Here is a 14,982-nt window from a genome sequence, read left to right as displayed (position 1 = left end):
GTTAGTCCTTCTTTCCAGCAGGAACGGCGAGTTTAACGGCGGAGGAGACGGCCTTTTCAAGGGGGCCTTGGCCCAGGAATTTCCGCCAGATGGTGGCGAGTACGAGGAATAGGCCAATAAATGCCCACGCCCACGCGGTGTTGTGCAGTGAGATGTGGCTTTGCCAGTAATAAGCGGAGAGCACGTGCAAGACATAAACGGTCAGGGACATCGTGCCCATTGCGGCCAAGGGGTAGACGAGCTTGGGTACCGCGCTGCCAATGAGCAGGCACAGGTGCAGCACTACGGCGGCCACTGCAACGGAGAGCAGGATTTCGCCCGCGACGCCGGTGTGGCCGGTAAAGCGCAGCCAGCTGGGAATATCCGGCTCGAAGCGGAAGTAGGTACCGACGGCGGCAATCACGGCACTGGAGGCGGTGACGATCCACTGCAGCGCCGTGCGGTAGCTACCTGGGCGGATGTAGACCTCGAACAGCAGCATGCCGGCAAGGAAGTACGCGATCCATGCCAGCAGTGGGTAGACCTGCGGCAAGGTAAAAGGCGCGTAGTGCACGGTCGAGGCAATGGCCGCGACGAAGAACAGTGCCAGCTTCCACCACACATTCAGCGGTGGCACCCAGGACACCACCATCATGGTGATACCCATGGCAATATGCACGACCTGAATTTGCCCACCGACTGGCAATAGCGCCAATCCGATAAGCGTAATGATGGCGCCGCGAGCGATTAGCCGCAACAGCGTCTGCATGGAATAGTTCTTGCCAATGAGCATCATCGTCACTCCGGCGATAATGGCAAATAGGGCGGCCGGAAGACCCGACAAAATGACCTTGGTACTCCATACCAACGAGGCCATGTGCAAAATAATCATGCCAATAATGGCAAGTGAACGGGCCATATCCAGCCCGACGATGCGCGATGATGAGCTCACCTAGCACTCTCCTTCACAATGTGATGAGACGCAGTGTTTTCCACCACGACCCATATTTATAACGACTCTCTTTTTCTACAATAGAAGTCTGGGAGGTTGCTGTATCAACAGTTTGCATGCCCTGTGTCTTATAAATGCCGTTATTACCCCCGGCCAATATTGCCGCCCCACTCTCCCGCCGACCACAGAAGAGTGCACCCACTTTCCCGGCCTCACCGTGCGACGGAAGGAGATGCAACCGTTCCTAGGTGATCAATCAGTTTTGCGATTTCAGGGTGAGCAAGCAGCTTCTTTTCAATCGCATCGATCTTGGTCTTATGAGCTTAATTCTCGTCCTGCCACAGTAGTCATCTTGGTCCATCCCCTCAGGCAGGTTGGGAACCCACACACAAACCATCAGAGACCCTCTTGGTAGATGACCTTGAGACTTACTCGCATACGGGGAGCAAATTGAACTCGGATGCCTTAGGTAGTGTGCGCAGGACTGAAATTGCCGCTATCAAACAGGAGATAACCGAGCACAGAGCACATAGCGCCATGCTTGCCTGAAAACCCATTGCGGCGAGAATTGCACCCGCGCTGGCGGACGCGATGATTGGTAGCAACCCCATCATCAGACGCGCTCCTGCCGAGCATTTTCCTATTTTTTCGGGAGGTGCTGATAACGCAAGCACTCCCCCGGAGTATGAGTTGCAGGCAATGGAGGGAACTACGATGAAAAATGCTGCAACTGCAATAAGTGGCCAATACTGAGAAAATATAAGAAGGAACAGATACCACAGTAGCTCCCAAAACATCGTTACTCGGATGATGTTTCTTCCTGGAAATTGCTTGATGAGGCGGTCTTGAAGAAGTCCTCCAACAATCATTCCAAGGGCGAACATGGCTGAGGTGAGGCCGATTATCCAACCATCAACTTTGAGGTATGCCAGCCATAGGTCAACGGACGCGATGAGGAAAAAATTGGCGAAGTTGGAGAAAATATCGATGCTGAAGATTGTTCGGAGCATCGGATATTTCCAAATCCAAGTCAAAGAATATTTGCTATCGGACCAGAACTCTCGAAACGAATACTGTTGTTCACTACTTGACCTCCCCAGGTCCATACTGATGGTTCTTGAAGCATAAAGCGGACCCAACCCACACAAAGTTTGTACGATAAAGGGAATAACTGGGGCTAGACCGTAGAGAAAGCCGCCTAAAGGTAGTCCGACCATCCAGATAATGTTGTCTCGAGTTTGGTTACGGCCTTGCGCTTGAACAAGCAAATTCTCAGGAATGATGAATCTCAAAATGGCGTTGGTTAGGCCTCCGAAGGTGCCTGTAATCATTCCTGCAAACAGGCTAAAGAAGAACAAAAGCATGAAAGTGAATTTGCCCAAGTAAAGCAGTAACGAGAAGGTTGACCAGATGCCAATTTGGCTCAGCCCATAGAAGAAAAGTAACTTCTTCTTGTTAAAACGATCGATGATCATGCCGGCTGGGATCGTCATGATCATCGATCCCGCCGAGCTTGCGGCGCCAATCACTCCCGCTTGACTTAAGCTCCCAGTGAGGTAGTAGCTCGCAAGTGAAATAGGGATAGCTACGAGGGATGCCCCCAAGGCGCTTGCTGTATCAGCGAAGAACCACCGTAGATAGTCAGGATGGTTCTTGCGTACGATGGTCCAAAATTTTTGATCAGAAGTATTATAATCCTGCATCGTGTCTCTCAATGTTTGGCACCCGCGACTGAAAGCTCATGCGCGCAGCATGAACCCAGCGCCGGATTTCCGGAATGGGTAATTCTCACGGGTCAACCTCTTGACCCGCCGCAACTCGCGGAGTGTCAAACAGGATTTATTGATGCAGTAATGTGAACATGATGTGCTCCAGGTACTATGCCATTAATCTCGGCTCAGTGACTATATGGTCCGGGCCGGTTTTAGGACCGGGCGGTTTGAGTGCCTTCCTGGGTTTGGTACCATTGGTTAGCGTACTCAGTCGACGGGATAAACCCTAGGCTCGAATGAGGATAATAGGTATTATAGCGCTGTGACCACAGTCGCAGGCAACGCGACGCATGGGCGGGGGTAGTCGAATATCTCGTCCTCTCACAGCTCGTCACGTAGCCGGTTGTGGAAGAACTCCACAAACCCGTTATGCCAGGGCATTCCCGGTGGGATGAACGCCTCGACAGTATCGTGCTTAGCTGCCCAGTAAGTCAGCTCAGAGCGTGTCAAGTTGTTTGTGTGTGGGGCTGGGTTTATAGGTATTTGTCGAAGCTGTCGGGGTAGGCCACGACCATTTGGTTAATGGCTTGTTTCCAGCCGGAAACTCGGGCTCCTTCCATGAGTCTGCCGGCTGTCGCTGAGACTCGTTTGCCTTGCTTTGCCCTCTTTGCGGCTCGTTTGTCTTCGATGTTGCAGATCATCAACCACAGCGTCTTTATCGCTGATTCATCGTTGGTGAACTGCACCCTGTTGCGGGTAGCTTTACGCAGCTCATTGTTGAACGACTCAATGGAATTCGTCGTATAGATGACCTTCCTTGCTGCTGGCGGGAACTGCAAAAATGGCACGAATCTATCCCATGCATCCTGCCAGACCTTGACTGAGCGGGGATATTTCTCACCCAGCTCGGAGGCTTCAAATTCGTCTAAAGCAACCTGTGCTGTGGGCTCGTCCGTGGCAGTGTAAATCTTTTTCAACGCGGCTGATACGCCCCGGCGATCCCCGTAGGCTACCCACCGGTTAGCGGCGCGAATCAGGTGCACGATACAGGTTTGCACCATAGAGTTCGGCCAGGTTGCCTCAACTGCCTCTGGCAGGCCTTTCAGCCCGTCACAGCAGACGATAAAGACGTCCTTGACCCCACGGTTAGAAAAGTTGGCGCATACCTGCGCCCAGAATGAAGCGCCTTCTTCCTTGGCAATCCACAATCCTAAAATGTGCTTAATACCGTCGAGATCCACGCCGATTGCCATGTACGCAGATTTGTTGACTACTCGGCCGTCGTCGCGGACTTTAATGCGCAACGCGTCCAGGAAAACCACGGGGTAGAACTCGTCTAGCTGGCGGTTTTGCCAGACCATAACCTCATCGAGCACGGCGTCAGTAACCGCAGAAATCGTCTCATGGGAAATATCGACACGCATCGCCGTTGCCATATGATGCTGGATATCCCTAATTGTCATCCCACCGGCATACAAGCTGACGATCATGTCATCAACATCAGTCAAGCGCCTAGAACCTTTAGGGACCATAGTCGGAAAGAATGTTCCAGCCCGATCCCGAGGGACATCAACGGTGACTGGCCCGTAGTTAGAATCCACGGTCTTTGGATACGACCCGTTGCGGTAATTGTCTGTTCTAGCTGCAGCTTTAGCGCTCCTGTCGCCAGACTCGTAGCCCAGGTGGGCATCCATTTCAGCGTTGAGTCCCCTGGTAATCGAGGCTTGTAACATGCCGCGAACTAGGTCGTTGGCATCCGTTGTGGACGTGCCTAGGTCATCAATCAGTTTCGCGATGTCAGGATTAGCAAGCAGCTTCTTTTCAATCGCATCAATCTTGGCCTTATCAGCCGGATCTCGTCTCGCCACAGTAGTCATTCTGGTCCATCTCCTCATGCAGGTTAGGTACCCACACACAAACCATCAGACACTCTCTGGTGTGCTTTCCGGGTGAGTAAAAACAGACCACGATGCCCGGTATGTGCTGGGCAAATGAAGAAAAACGGAACCACATCCAAAGGCACAACCAGGTGGCGGTGCAAAGACCCGAACTGCGGCAGCTCCACGACACGAACCCGCACCGATCTCACTCAGGCCTGCGACTTTAAAGCCTTCATCTCCTATGTCACCTCCACAGTGACGTTGTCTGAACTCGCCGGGCAACAAAGGGTGAGTCGTTGGACACTTGATCGCCGATTGAACCGTTTTGGCTCATCGACGTCCCCAACGACGGTGCCCCGCAGCGCGTCTACGAGCAGATCTTCATCGACGCCACCACGTCATTGCTTGGCACTGGACCAAACACGAAACTGTCCACGCATACACGCAGCTTCTTCGCAAAATCGCCGAGCCGCTCTGCGTCGTCATCGACGTCGGACAAGGCGCACTCACCGCGATTAAAGCCTGCTGGCCAAACGCGATGATTCAGCGTTGTCTCGTCCATGCGCAACGCGTCATCCGCCGCTACACCACCTCACGGCCGCGCACCGACGCCGGCAAAACCATCTACGCACTGGCGCTGAAACTAACCCGTGTCACCACACTCGAACAGGCACGGGAGTGGACGCTACGTCTGCACGACTTCGGTCAGGTATTCAAAACATTCCTCAACGAGAAAACACCCGTGCCAAAGGAACGCCGAACACTCAATAACCAGTGGGAATGGACTCATCTGCGAATACGCAAAGCCTACAACTCACTGCTGCACCTATCGCGCAACAATTGGTTGTTTACTTACCTTAAGCCACCACCGAATGTGCCTGATCCTAAGCGCTGGGCTTCAACGACAAACAGTCTTGAAGGCGGCATAAACGCCCAGCTCAAACGCATCGCCGATGCGCACCGAGGCAGGTCAGGGGAACGCCAACGAAAAATGCTCGAGTGGTACCTCCACACCAAAAAGCAACTGCCTGACGATCCGCTAAATATCGCCAGGCAGTGCAATTATGGCCAAGATCAACTCGCCAAAGTCAACGATCTTGCCGAAGAAAACCACAACAAAGCCGACCAAGAAACAGGCCGACCAGCCTTCTACGACAACGCTATCCCAACCGAGTACGAACACTCGATAGGAATCAGAAAAGACCCCATGAAGTAACTAACCGTGTACCCGCCCCGCAACACGCCGAACGGACACACATTCTGCTACTTAACCCTACTGAGGTTACCCTCGTTTAGTGGACACCCGATTAGTGCGGATCTTGTGTCCGTAGGAGAGGATGTTCATTGTGAGTTCGTCAAGGAAGAAGTACACCCCGGAGTACCGGCAGGAGGCCGCCAGACTGGTCATTGAGTCTGGGCGCCCAATCGCTCATGTGGCTAAGGAAATTAGCGTATCAGCCACAATTTTAGGCAGGTGGGTCAAACTTGAGCGGGAACGCCAAGGCTCGGTAGATGGCCGCAGTGATGCCGATATACGAGCCGAAAACGCTCGCCTGCGTCGTGAGTTAGCTGAGGCCAAGATGGATAATGAGTTCTTGTCAAAAGCCACCGCCTTCTTCGCTGCGAAGCAACGCGATCGGAAAAATTTGAGCTAATGCAGCCAGAGCAAGGCGAACTACAGCATCAAACGAATGAGCAGGTTATTAGAGGTTTCTCGTTCTGGCTACTATAAATGGCAAAAGGCTCAAGCAGTACGGCTTCGTGGTGAAAATCAGCGTCAGAGATTCCTCGACCAGTTAGACAGGAAAATTCATGACATCTGGGAAGATTCTGACGAAGTCTACGGTGCCCCACGGATTACTGCAGAACTCGCCGAGGGTGGGGTCTATGTGAATCGCAAAACCGTGGCCAAACGCATGCGGATGATGGGTATTGAAGGCATCTCACCCAGGGCGTTTGTTCCCGTAACGACGATTCAATCCAAGCGGAAGTCAACGCTTCCAGACCTAGTGAAACGCCTATTTGATCAAGGGCAGCTTAATCGAGTGTGGATGTCGGATATTACCTATCTACGCACGAATGAGGGCTGGCTGTACCTATGCGTTATCCGCGATGGACACTCCCGCCGAGTCCTAGGCTGGTCCATGGATAGTGTGCAGGATTCTTACCTAGTTGAACGTGCACTGCGCATGGCTTACACCCTGCGTGGTGAAGTACCCGACGGCGTGGTCTTCCACGCCGATCGTGGTACCCAGTTCACCAGCGAACAGCTGTGGCAGGTCTGTCAAGAACTAGGGATTGCACAATCGGTCGGCCGTACTGGTGTCTGCTTTGACAATGCGATGGCCGAGTCGTTCTGGTCGACATTGAAGACCGAATTTTACGATCGGAAGGAATGGCGAACCCGCAACGAAGCCCGGAAGGCGGTGGCTCGCTGGATTGAGATTGTCTACAACCGGCGCCGTCGCCACTCGTCCATCGGGATGGTAAGCCCCGTCGATTTCGAAGCCCAGCTCGCTGATCAAAATGGTAATAAGAAGGCCGCTGCTTAACCCCTAAGCAGCTTAACTACGTGTCCACGATTTGCGGGCAACCCCACTACTTTTTGGTTGTTCATGTTTCAGCTTCTCTACACATTCAAAGGACAACTGCACAATGACCTAAAGCAGGCCGACTTGGCCTCAGTGGCTGCGCTTACCGCCATCCATTTCCATTTAATTGTCAATAAGCGTCGACGGGGATAGGCTGAGTGCATGGCACACGAGCACCACGACCACGATCACTCCAGCACGCCGCTGCGCGCACTCTTGATTGCGCTAGGCATTACCGGCACCGTCTTCTTCGCGGAGCTGATCGGCGGCTGGTTGGCGGGTTCGATGGCGCTGATGGCGGATGCGATGCACATGCTTTCCGACGCTGCGGGGTTGATCATCGCGGTGTTAGCGGTGTTGGTTGGGCGCCGACAAGCATCGGCTCAGGCCACGTACGGCTACCGACGAGTGGAGGTGCTTGCTGCACTGGCGAACGCAGTGATGGTGCTGGCGATCTCGGTGTGGATTGTCGTCGAGGCGGTGCGCCGCCTGCAGAGCCCGGCCGAAGTGCAGGGAAAAACGATGCTGATCATCGCGGTGATCGGCCTGGTGGCGAATGCGCTATCGGCGTGGGTTCTGCACCGGCACCGCAAATCCTCGATCAACGTGGAGGGCGCGTTCTTGCACGTGTTAGTGGATATGCTCGGCTCTGTCGCAGTAATCGTGGCCGGCATCGTGGTACTGACCACGGGGTTTGTGGCGGCGGACGTGATCGCCTCCCTAGCGATCGCGGCGATGGTGCTGCCGCGCGCCTGGCAGCTCATGCGGCTTTCGACGAGCGTGCTGCTCGAGCAAGTCCCGGCGGACTTCGACGCCAGTGCGATCGAGCCCGCGCTGCGGCAGGTCGAGGGCGTTGCTGACATCCACGACCTGCACCTGTGGAGCCTGGACGGCGTGAACGTGCTCACGACCGTGCATATCGTGCGCGACGGCACCGTCGGCACCGGCCCGCTGTTGGATGCCGCCCAGCAGGCCCTGCGCGAACACGGTATCGAGCACTCCACCATCCAGATTGAGCACCCAGAGCACGAATCCCACGAGACGGTGTGCTGATTCCCTTCTAACCTGACTTAGGCCAATTTTGTGCGGAAGTTCGCGGCCGGTGATTACTTGGATGGTGGCCGTGAGGTCGGGCGGGAATGGTACGGCGGCGTGAATGGTTTCGCCGCCAACGACGAGTTGAAAGCTGCGGTATTTCTTGAGTGTTCTCACGAGGCGTTTGATGAAGTGACCACTGCGGGTCTCCATCAGGTGGGTCACGGCTAGTGCTGCCATCACAATATTGAGATGTGCTGTGATCGAGTTTTGTTTCCTCGCATAGATTAGGCGTGCTTTCAGGTCTGATTTCGACATCCGATACGACATTTTCAATGTGGAATAGCCTGCGGTAATGCCCGATAACCTCCTGGGCGGGAAGAGCGGTCAGGTCGGTTTCATAGCCTTTAATTCCGGCTAGGGCTCGGTGTTTGGCAGCGAGAGCGTAGTTGACCTTCTTGTTCGGGGTGGAAAGATCGAAATAGCGGTTGCGCTTAATGGCGATTTCGCCGTCAACAGCGCGTTTGGCTTTTGCGACTTGCTCTTTGATTCCGCGCAGGCCGCGTCTGGCCCGATCATAGGAGTACTGGAAGTGGGTCACCGTATTCGGGGTTGTGTGTTTGCGCGCATCGCTTGCCGAGGCTTGTGTCCAGATCTGGCCGTGGGCGTAGGCTTCACCAGGGATTTCCCGCCGCCAGGTTTCAATCACCTCAGGCACGGTGGGGTTTCACCGACAAAATGTAGTGCAGACCTGCATCTATCAATGCTTGCTTGTTCGGAGGGTGTCAAGTTGTTTGTGTGTGGGGGTAGGTTTATAGGTATTTGTCGAAGCTGTCGGGGTAGGCCACGGCCATTTGGTTAATGGCTTGTTTCCAGCCGGAAACTCGGGCTCCTTCCATGAGTCTGCCGGCTGTCGCTGAGACTCGTTTGCCTTGCTTTGCCCTCTTTGCGGCTCGTTTGTCTTCGATGTTGCAGATCATCAACCACAGCGTCTTTATCGCTGATTCATCGTTGGTGAACTGCACCCTGTTGCGGGTAGCTTTACGCAGCTCATTGTTGAACGACTCAATGGAGTTCGTCGTATAGATTACCTTTCTGGCTGCTGGTGGGAACTGCAGAAACGGTACGAAACGCGCCCACGCATCACGCCAGACCTTGACTGAGCGGGGATATTTCTCACCCAGCTCGGAGGCTTCAAATTCGTCTAAAGCAACCTGTGCTGTGGGCTCGTCCGTGGCAGTGTAAATCTTTTTCAACGCGGCTGATACGCCCCGGCGATCCCCGTAGGCTACCCACCGGTTAGCGGCGCGAATCAGGTGCACGATACAGGTTTGCACCATAGAGTTCGGCCAGGTTGCCTCAACTGCCTCTGGCAGGCCTTTCAGCCCGTCACAGCAGACGATAAAGACGTCTTTGACCCCACGATTGGCCAGGTTGGCGCATACCTGCGCCCAGAATGTGGGCCCGACCCCCGGAAAGTGGACACGTCGGGGGTCGGGCCCCTCCTCATGCGGGTTAGGTTCCCACACCCACTCTCATTCGAAAGGTACTACGGTGGTCGCCTCATGCATCCATCAGACCCTCACCGTCAGTTACAGATACACCACACTAAAGGACGCAACCGACATCGCGGGTAAGCGCCCGCGCGTGTTGCCACACCGTACCCCAATTAGCGAGCTTTAAAACTAGTACTGTGATGTCTAGTGACTTTTTGGACTCGGAGTCCATTGACTTTTTGGACGCGGAGTCCAGTTAGTTTTTTGACGCGGAGTCCAGGAAGTTTATGGACAGGATGTCTAACGACTTTTTGGACTCTGGCTTCTTGACAATGTGGGGATGGCAATTCCCATTACTCTCCGCAAGAAGATAGCGGATTTCGACCCCATCCGTGAGGGCATCACGGTCCAGCAGTTCTGCAAGAACATCGGCGTATCGAAGCAGACGTACTACAACATCAAAGCACGTATCGCCGAACGCGGGCGGGCTGGCATCGTGCCCGACAGCACGGCACCGCTGAACCCGCGACGGGTCTACGATGACAAGATTCGACAACAGGTCCTGCAAGCTCGCGGTACGTTAAGAGCCCGCGGCCAAGACTGCGGCCCATGGTCAATCTTCTACTTCTTCCTCGACGAACTCGGCTACGACCAACCACCGTCACGAGCTTTAATCGCACAATGGTTGCACGAGGCTGGCGTCGCTGACATCAATGCACGTAAACGACCGCGTAAGTCCTACAGGCACTTTGCCAGGGGCGAAGTCAATGAACTGTGGCAGATCGATGCGTTTGCCTACAGACTCTTCGATGTGCCTCACACGCAAGTGACTATCTACCAAGTCGTCGACGATGCCAGCCGCTTCGACGTCGGCTCCCAAGCTTTTGGAACTCCAGAAAACGGCACCGATGCCCGCATCACGCTAAGTGGAGCCATTGATGCTTACGGACTTCCCCAAGAAGTCCTCTCTGACAACGGTGATGCCTTTGCCACCTACCATCGCGGCCGGCTGTCGCAAACCGAACGCTGGCTCGCCAGCCTGGGAGTTCAATCAAGTGCGGGCTTTGCTCCCACGACGCAAGGCAAAGACGAGCGATCGCACCAAACCATGACCAGGTTTTTGGATGCTCGTACCCCGACGACGCTGGCGCAGGTCCAACAGCTGATTGTCGACTACCGCAACTTCTACAACACACGCCGTCGCCACCAAGGACTTCTCAGGGGCAAGATGCACATCACCCCAGCCCAAGCCTGGGAGATTATCTCGCATGCCCAGCCACCGACGCAGCCGATTGACCCAGATGTTTTATGGACAAAAATCGCGAAACAATATCACCGGATTCACCCCGACAACCAGGCAGATGCTTTAGCAGCCGACACAGTGGTCGCGACAGATAATGCCCTGCCTGAAGTTGCAGCTTCAGACAGGGCACCAAGTAACGACACTCAGGCGATCCAGCAAGATACACCCCATGCCGATTCCTCAACCGTAATGCCAAGCTCTACCGGTGTAAATGCACTCTGGCCTATCCCGGACAAGCTGTGGATCAACAAAAGCGGGGTGGTACGCGTTATGGGGCACGGCCTCTACGTCGGGCTGCGCTTCAAAAATCGAGCCATCTACAGCAGCGTAGCCGATGACTATGTGGAATTTTTTACTGATCACGACGGTGAGAAACTGTTTTCATTTCCGCTACCGATCCAACTGAATCAGCGTCCACCCGGCGGTCAAATCAACATAAACCACGTTGTCGGCATGTGGCACCGACAACCCCCAGAGCTAAAACCCAACCTCTCTGGGCCACGGCCAAGCCGCCGGAAGAAGCCAAGCTAGCACCAGTACAAAAACTCCGTGGACTCCCCGTCCAAAAAGCGGGGAGACTCCGCGTCCACAAAGTCCCAAGACTCCGAGTCCACAAAGTAGCTGGACTCCAAGTCCAAAAACCTCATGGACATAACACTTTAAAACTAGTACAGGCCGCGCTGGCTGGTTCGCCAGTTAGCGCGTGCAACCGGGGGATAATGAAAACCGCGGGTTCCGGATTTCCGGGCCCGCGGTTTCGCTTGTCGTGCCTGTGAAGATTTTTGATGAGTTAGCTTTCGAGCTGAATGGATTCAAAGCCCAGCACGTCGACGGACATGCCACGCTTTTCGTCTTCGACATGGTTGCCTGCTGGCCGTGCATCAGCCCACTTTTGGTAGTTTTCCTGGCTGTCCCACCGGGTGACGACGAAGTAGCGATCCTCACCGGCGACGGGGCGCAGCAACTCAAAGCTTTCAAAGCCTTCGGCCTTGTCGACACCTTTTGCGCGTTGCGCAAAGCGCTGCTCGATTTCCGGGCCAGCACCTTCAGGGAAGGAAAGGGCAGTGATGTTAACGTAGCTCATAGATCATCCTTTCTGTGATTGGATTCATCCTTCATTTTAGCGATAGTTAATCTGGTGGGGATGTGAAGTTCAGCAGAATTACCGTGGTATTTTCTGCGAGTTGCGCGCCTTAACCTCGTCGTTTGGTTGGTTCTAGCTCGGTTTCCGGGCCACCAAAGCCACACCGCGCAAGACATCGCTGTGTTCGTTGAAAAGCTTGCGCATTGCCAACATGCGGCGCCTGGCCTCCTTATCGCGTAAGGCATTTTTGATGATGCGCAACGTACCCAGCAGTCCTTCGTCGGCAAGATTGCGGCGCATCTTTAGCAGCGCCATTGGCGCGGTATCTGTCCATTCGACGACTAAGCCAGCGTTTTCGAGAAGCTCGGTCCACTCAACCACGGTGAGCGGGCGGGCATTGACCTTAATCACCCGCGCGAGGTTTTTGCGCAGCTCTGTTTTGAATTCATCATCAAGATCGTCGGGTTGCAAGCCGAGCTCATGAATCGCATAGCGTCCACCTGGTCGCAACACCCGCACGGCCTCGTCGACGATCTTTTGTTTTCCGTTCGGCGATTGCATCGTTAGCATTGCCTCACCCAGCACGACGTCAGCGTGAGCATCGGGCAAACCGGTATCCGCGGCATCAGCATGCACCATGCGTCCGGTGTCTTTGACGATCTCACCGGTAATGCGTGCGGCATCTTCGTCTTTTTCCACACCGACATAGCTGGCAGGTTGGAAACTTAATAGTTCGGTGGCGGTGCGCCCCAAGCCCGGTGCCAACTCGACGACATCAGCACCACTAAGACCGGCATGCTTGAGCAACTTGCGGGTGAGTTCCAAACCGCCTGGCCGCAGCACTCGTTTGCCCAGCCGCGCGAGCAGCCAGTGTCCGGGTACATCTTCTGCACGACGCTGCGCATAGGGAAGTGGATTATCCTGGTGGGAGGAGTGAGTCATGGTGGATTCCTTTCTCGAAGGCCCACCTACAACGGACTAAGGCAGATGCTTGCAGGTACTTTAAGGCAGGCCTAATGTGCATCCATTTCTGAGTCTAATTCCTGGCGACTGTAAAGGATAGGCTTGCCAAAATAGTGTGACTTTTCTTGGACATAGGGCCTGACCCCCGGAAAGTAGACGCATCGGGGGTCAGGCCCCCTCCGCTGGGCCGGCAACATGCGCAAACTCTACGTCGGAAGAAAACACCGCACCAAAGAAATCATGCTCATCTGCATCAACAACGACATCGCCGCCATTAACCCCCACACAGGCGAAATCTAAAAACGAACCCCCAACACGAAGAGAGCCCCGAGACATCGAAATAGAAACAATGTCTCGAGACTTCACATTTGTGCGCCCGGAGGTGTCTGAGTTCACGACATATTTGACACCCTGTTCCTGCGAAGGCAGTCCTGATGCTTGACAGGTGAGTCGGGACAAACTTGACACTTAGCCCACCCTTACCGTGTCAGGTGATGTTTTACAGGTGAGTCGGGACATGTTTGACACTATGAACAGTCCCAACCGTAACCTCGCCATCGTCAAAGCAGTCCGCGGGCAAAAGCGCAGCCCATCACAAGTAGCCAAGCAATTCGGTATCTCTCGCCAACGCGTTTACCAAATCCTTCATGCCTTCGATGCCGGTGGCACAGACGCCATCGCGCCGAAATCCCGCGCCCCACGCACTCACCCCCAAGCCGTGCCAGACACCGTGTGCAAAGACATCATCACAATCCGTAAACAGCTCACCCGTCACGGACTCGACGCAGGTCCAGAAACCATTGCCTACCACCTACAACAAGACGGCAAACGCGTCCCTTCACCTCGACAATCCGCCGCATCCTAAGAAAAGAAGGACTCATCACCCCAGCACCAAAAAAGAAGCCCAAAAGCTCCTTCATCCGCTTCGAAGCAGCCATGCCCAACGAATGCTGGCAGGCTGACATCACCCACCTGTACCTAGCGGACACCACCCGCATCGAAGTCCTTGACTTCCTCGACGATCACTCCCGCTACCTGCTATCAATCACCGCAGCCGCAGCCTTTAGCGGCACACAAGTCGCCGAGGAACTATCACGCCTGATAGCAGAATACGGACCACCAGCATCCACACTCACCGACAACGGCCTCGTCTTCACCGCCCGCCTAGCAGGACGCAAAGGCGGACGAAACGCCTTTGAAAAAGTCCTCACCACCAACAAAATCCAACAGAAAAACGGCCGACCAGGCCATCCCCAAACCCAAGGAAAAATCGAGCGCTTCCACCAAACACTCAAAAAATGGATCAACGCCCGACCACCCGCTAAAACCGTAGCTGACCTGCAGACACTCCTTGACGAATTCCGCGACTACTACAACACCACACGCCCCCACAAAGCCCTAGGCCGACGCACCCCACACCAGGCCTACACCACCGGCACCAAAGCCAACCCAGCCCACAACCCGACACAAGAATGGCGCACAAGAAACGACGTCGTCTGGGACAACGGCAAAACCACCGTGCGCTACGCCGGCAAACTCTTCCACCTAGGCATCGGCCGCAAATGGAAAAGACAGAAAATCCTCATGGTCATCGCCGACAACCACATCATCACATCACTAGCCGAAACCGGCGAAGTCATCACCGAACACTACATCGACACCAGCCGCAACTACCAAAAGCCCTACTGGAAACAAGGAGACCCACCCCTAGGCCCAGAATAAGAAGAAACCGGCATCCCAGAACAAAAAGAAACTGAGATGCCGGTTTGTCAACGATGTCGCGACTCACCTGTCAAGCATGTCGCGACTCATGACATTTGTGCGCCCGGAGGGATTCGAACCCCCAACCTTCTGATCCGTAGTCAGATGCTCTATCCGTTGAGCTACGGGCGCAGTCCGTTGTGTAGCAGCGCGGATGCTCTGCTGTGCAACGAGAATTTACTATACCCACGGACATGCAAAGTAACAAATCACCAGTACACAACCA

Annotated in this window: 8 protein-coding genes, 1 tRNA gene and 6 pseudogenes; 6 read left to right on the top strand and 9 right to left on the bottom strand. The window is 54.6% G+C overall.

The genetic code is table 11. The annotated features are described in order from the left end of the window. Window position 1: 1 nt before the first annotated feature. The 3 genes from CACC_RS00835 to CACC_RS00825 all read right to left on the bottom strand — a co-directional run bounded on the left by CACC_RS00835 (window position 2) and on the right by CACC_RS00825 (window position 4,520). Window positions 2-931: a DUF418 domain-containing protein gene (locus CACC_RS00835; RefSeq protein WP_035108246.1), complete on the bottom strand. Its 930-nt coding sequence runs from the start codon at window positions 929-931 to the stop codon at window positions 2-4. A 428-nt stretch (window positions 932-1,359) separates the two neighbouring features. Further along, complete coding sequence (locus CACC_RS00830) at window positions 1,360-2,634, bottom strand: MFS transporter (RefSeq protein WP_005276408.1); 1,275 nt, start codon at window positions 2,632-2,634, stop codon at window positions 1,360-1,362. A 542-nt stretch (window positions 2,635-3,176) separates the two neighbouring features. Further along, complete coding sequence (locus CACC_RS00825; protein WP_249852950.1) at window positions 3,177-4,520, bottom strand: IS256 family transposase; 1,344 nt, start codon at window positions 4,518-4,520, stop codon at window positions 3,177-3,179. Window positions 4,521-4,592: 72 nt separating this feature from the next. Between CACC_RS00825 and CACC_RS00820 the strand changes: the two are divergent. The 3 genes and pseudogenes from CACC_RS00820 to CACC_RS00810 all read left to right on the top strand — a co-directional run bounded on the left by CACC_RS00820 (window position 4,593) and on the right by CACC_RS00810 (window position 8,167). Then, window positions 4,593-5,739 (top strand): annotated as a pseudogene (locus CACC_RS00820) (IS1249 family transposase). 121 nt (window positions 5,740-5,860) lie between these two features. Continuing rightward, window positions 5,861-7,075, top strand: a pseudogene (locus CACC_RS00815) (IS3 family transposase). A gap of 201 nt (window positions 7,076-7,276) precedes the next feature. Further along, window positions 7,277-8,167 carry a cation diffusion facilitator family transporter gene (locus CACC_RS00810; protein WP_005276393.1) on the top strand — a complete coding sequence of 297 codons (891 nt, stop codon included), beginning with the start codon at window positions 7,277-7,279 and terminating at the stop codon, window positions 8,165-8,167. Window positions 8,168-8,197: 30 nt separating this feature from the next. On the opposite strand, the pseudogene CACC_RS00805 reads toward CACC_RS00810, so the two are convergent. Together CACC_RS00805 and CACC_RS00800 are read right to left on the bottom strand one after the other, a co-directional pair. Then, a pseudogene (locus tag CACC_RS00805) lies at window positions 8,198-8,925 on the bottom strand (IS1634 family transposase); the annotation flags it as partial. Window positions 8,926-8,961: 36 nt separating this feature from the next. Next, a pseudogene (locus CACC_RS00800) lies at window positions 8,962-9,615 on the bottom strand (IS256 family transposase); the annotation flags it as partial. 370 nt (window positions 9,616-9,985) lie between these two features. On the opposite strand from CACC_RS00800, the gene CACC_RS00795 reads away from it, so the two are divergent. Beyond that, entirely contained in the window at window positions 9,986-11,479 is a 1,494-nt protein-coding gene (locus tag CACC_RS00795; RefSeq protein ID WP_005280351.1) for a DDE-type integrase/transposase/recombinase, read from the top strand. Here the strand turns inward: CACC_RS00795 and CACC_RS11590 are convergent. The 3 genes from CACC_RS11590 to CACC_RS00785 form a co-directional block, all read right to left on the bottom strand. After that, entirely contained in the window at window positions 11,476-11,601 is a 126-nt protein-coding gene (locus tag CACC_RS11590; RefSeq protein ID WP_005280350.1) for a hypothetical protein, read from the bottom strand. The genes CACC_RS00795 and CACC_RS11590 overlap by 4 nt on opposite strands. A gap of 137 nt (window positions 11,602-11,738) precedes the next feature. Next, complete coding sequence (locus CACC_RS00790) at window positions 11,739-12,032, bottom strand: antibiotic biosynthesis monooxygenase family protein (RefSeq protein WP_005276388.1); 294 nt, start codon at window positions 12,030-12,032, stop codon at window positions 11,739-11,741. A gap of 132 nt (window positions 12,033-12,164) precedes the next feature. Next, on the bottom strand, window positions 12,165-12,974 hold the full coding sequence (locus CACC_RS00785) for a class I SAM-dependent methyltransferase (RefSeq protein ID WP_005280722.1): 810 nt from the start codon (window positions 12,972-12,974) through the stop codon (window positions 12,165-12,167). Window positions 12,975-13,160: 186 nt separating this feature from the next. Between CACC_RS00785 and CACC_RS11690 the strand changes: the two are divergent. Then, window positions 13,161-13,295 (top strand): annotated as a pseudogene (locus tag CACC_RS11690) (IS481 family transposase); the annotation flags it as partial. A 229-nt stretch (window positions 13,296-13,524) separates the two neighbouring features. Next, window positions 13,525-14,717, top strand: a pseudogene (locus CACC_RS00780) (IS481 family transposase). 98 nt (window positions 14,718-14,815) lie between these two features. Here CACC_RS00780 and CACC_RS00775 read toward each other — a convergent pair. After that, window positions 14,816-14,888, bottom strand: a tRNA-Arg gene (locus tag CACC_RS00775). Between the last annotated feature and the right edge of the window lie 94 nt (window positions 14,889-14,982).

It is taken from the genome of Corynebacterium accolens (assembly GCF_023520795.1).
Classification (GTDB): Bacteria; Actinomycetota; Actinomycetes; order Mycobacteriales; family Mycobacteriaceae; genus Corynebacterium; species Corynebacterium accolens.
Note: the sequence above shows the minus strand (reverse complement) of the source record. Positions and strands in the feature narration are given on the sequence as shown.

Excerpts from the sequence above, each read along its gene's own strand:
- CACC_RS00830 (WP_005276408.1), bottom strand. The coding sequence starts at position 2,634 with ATGCAGGATTATAATACTTCTGATCAAAAATTTTGGACCATCGTACGC.
- CACC_RS00825 (WP_249852950.1), bottom strand. The coding sequence starts at position 4,520 with ATGACTACTGTGGCGAGACGAGATCCGGCTGATAAGGCCAAGATTGAT.
- CACC_RS00810 (WP_005276393.1), top strand. The coding sequence starts at position 7,277 with ATGGCACACGAGCACCACGACCACGATCACTCCAGCACGCCGCTGCGC.
- CACC_RS00795 (WP_005280351.1), top strand. The coding sequence starts at position 9,986 with ATGGCAATTCCCATTACTCTCCGCAAGAAGATAGCGGATTTCGACCCC.
- CACC_RS11590 (WP_005280350.1), bottom strand. The coding sequence starts at position 11,601 with ATGTCCATGAGGTTTTTGGACTTGGAGTCCAGCTACTTTGTGGACTCG.
- CACC_RS00790 (WP_005276388.1), bottom strand. The coding sequence starts at position 12,032 with ATGAGCTACGTTAACATCACTGCCCTTTCCTTCCCTGAAGGTGCTGGC.
- CACC_RS00785 (WP_005280722.1), bottom strand. The coding sequence starts at position 12,974 with ATGACTCACTCCTCCCACCAGGATAATCCACTTCCCTATGCGCAGCGT.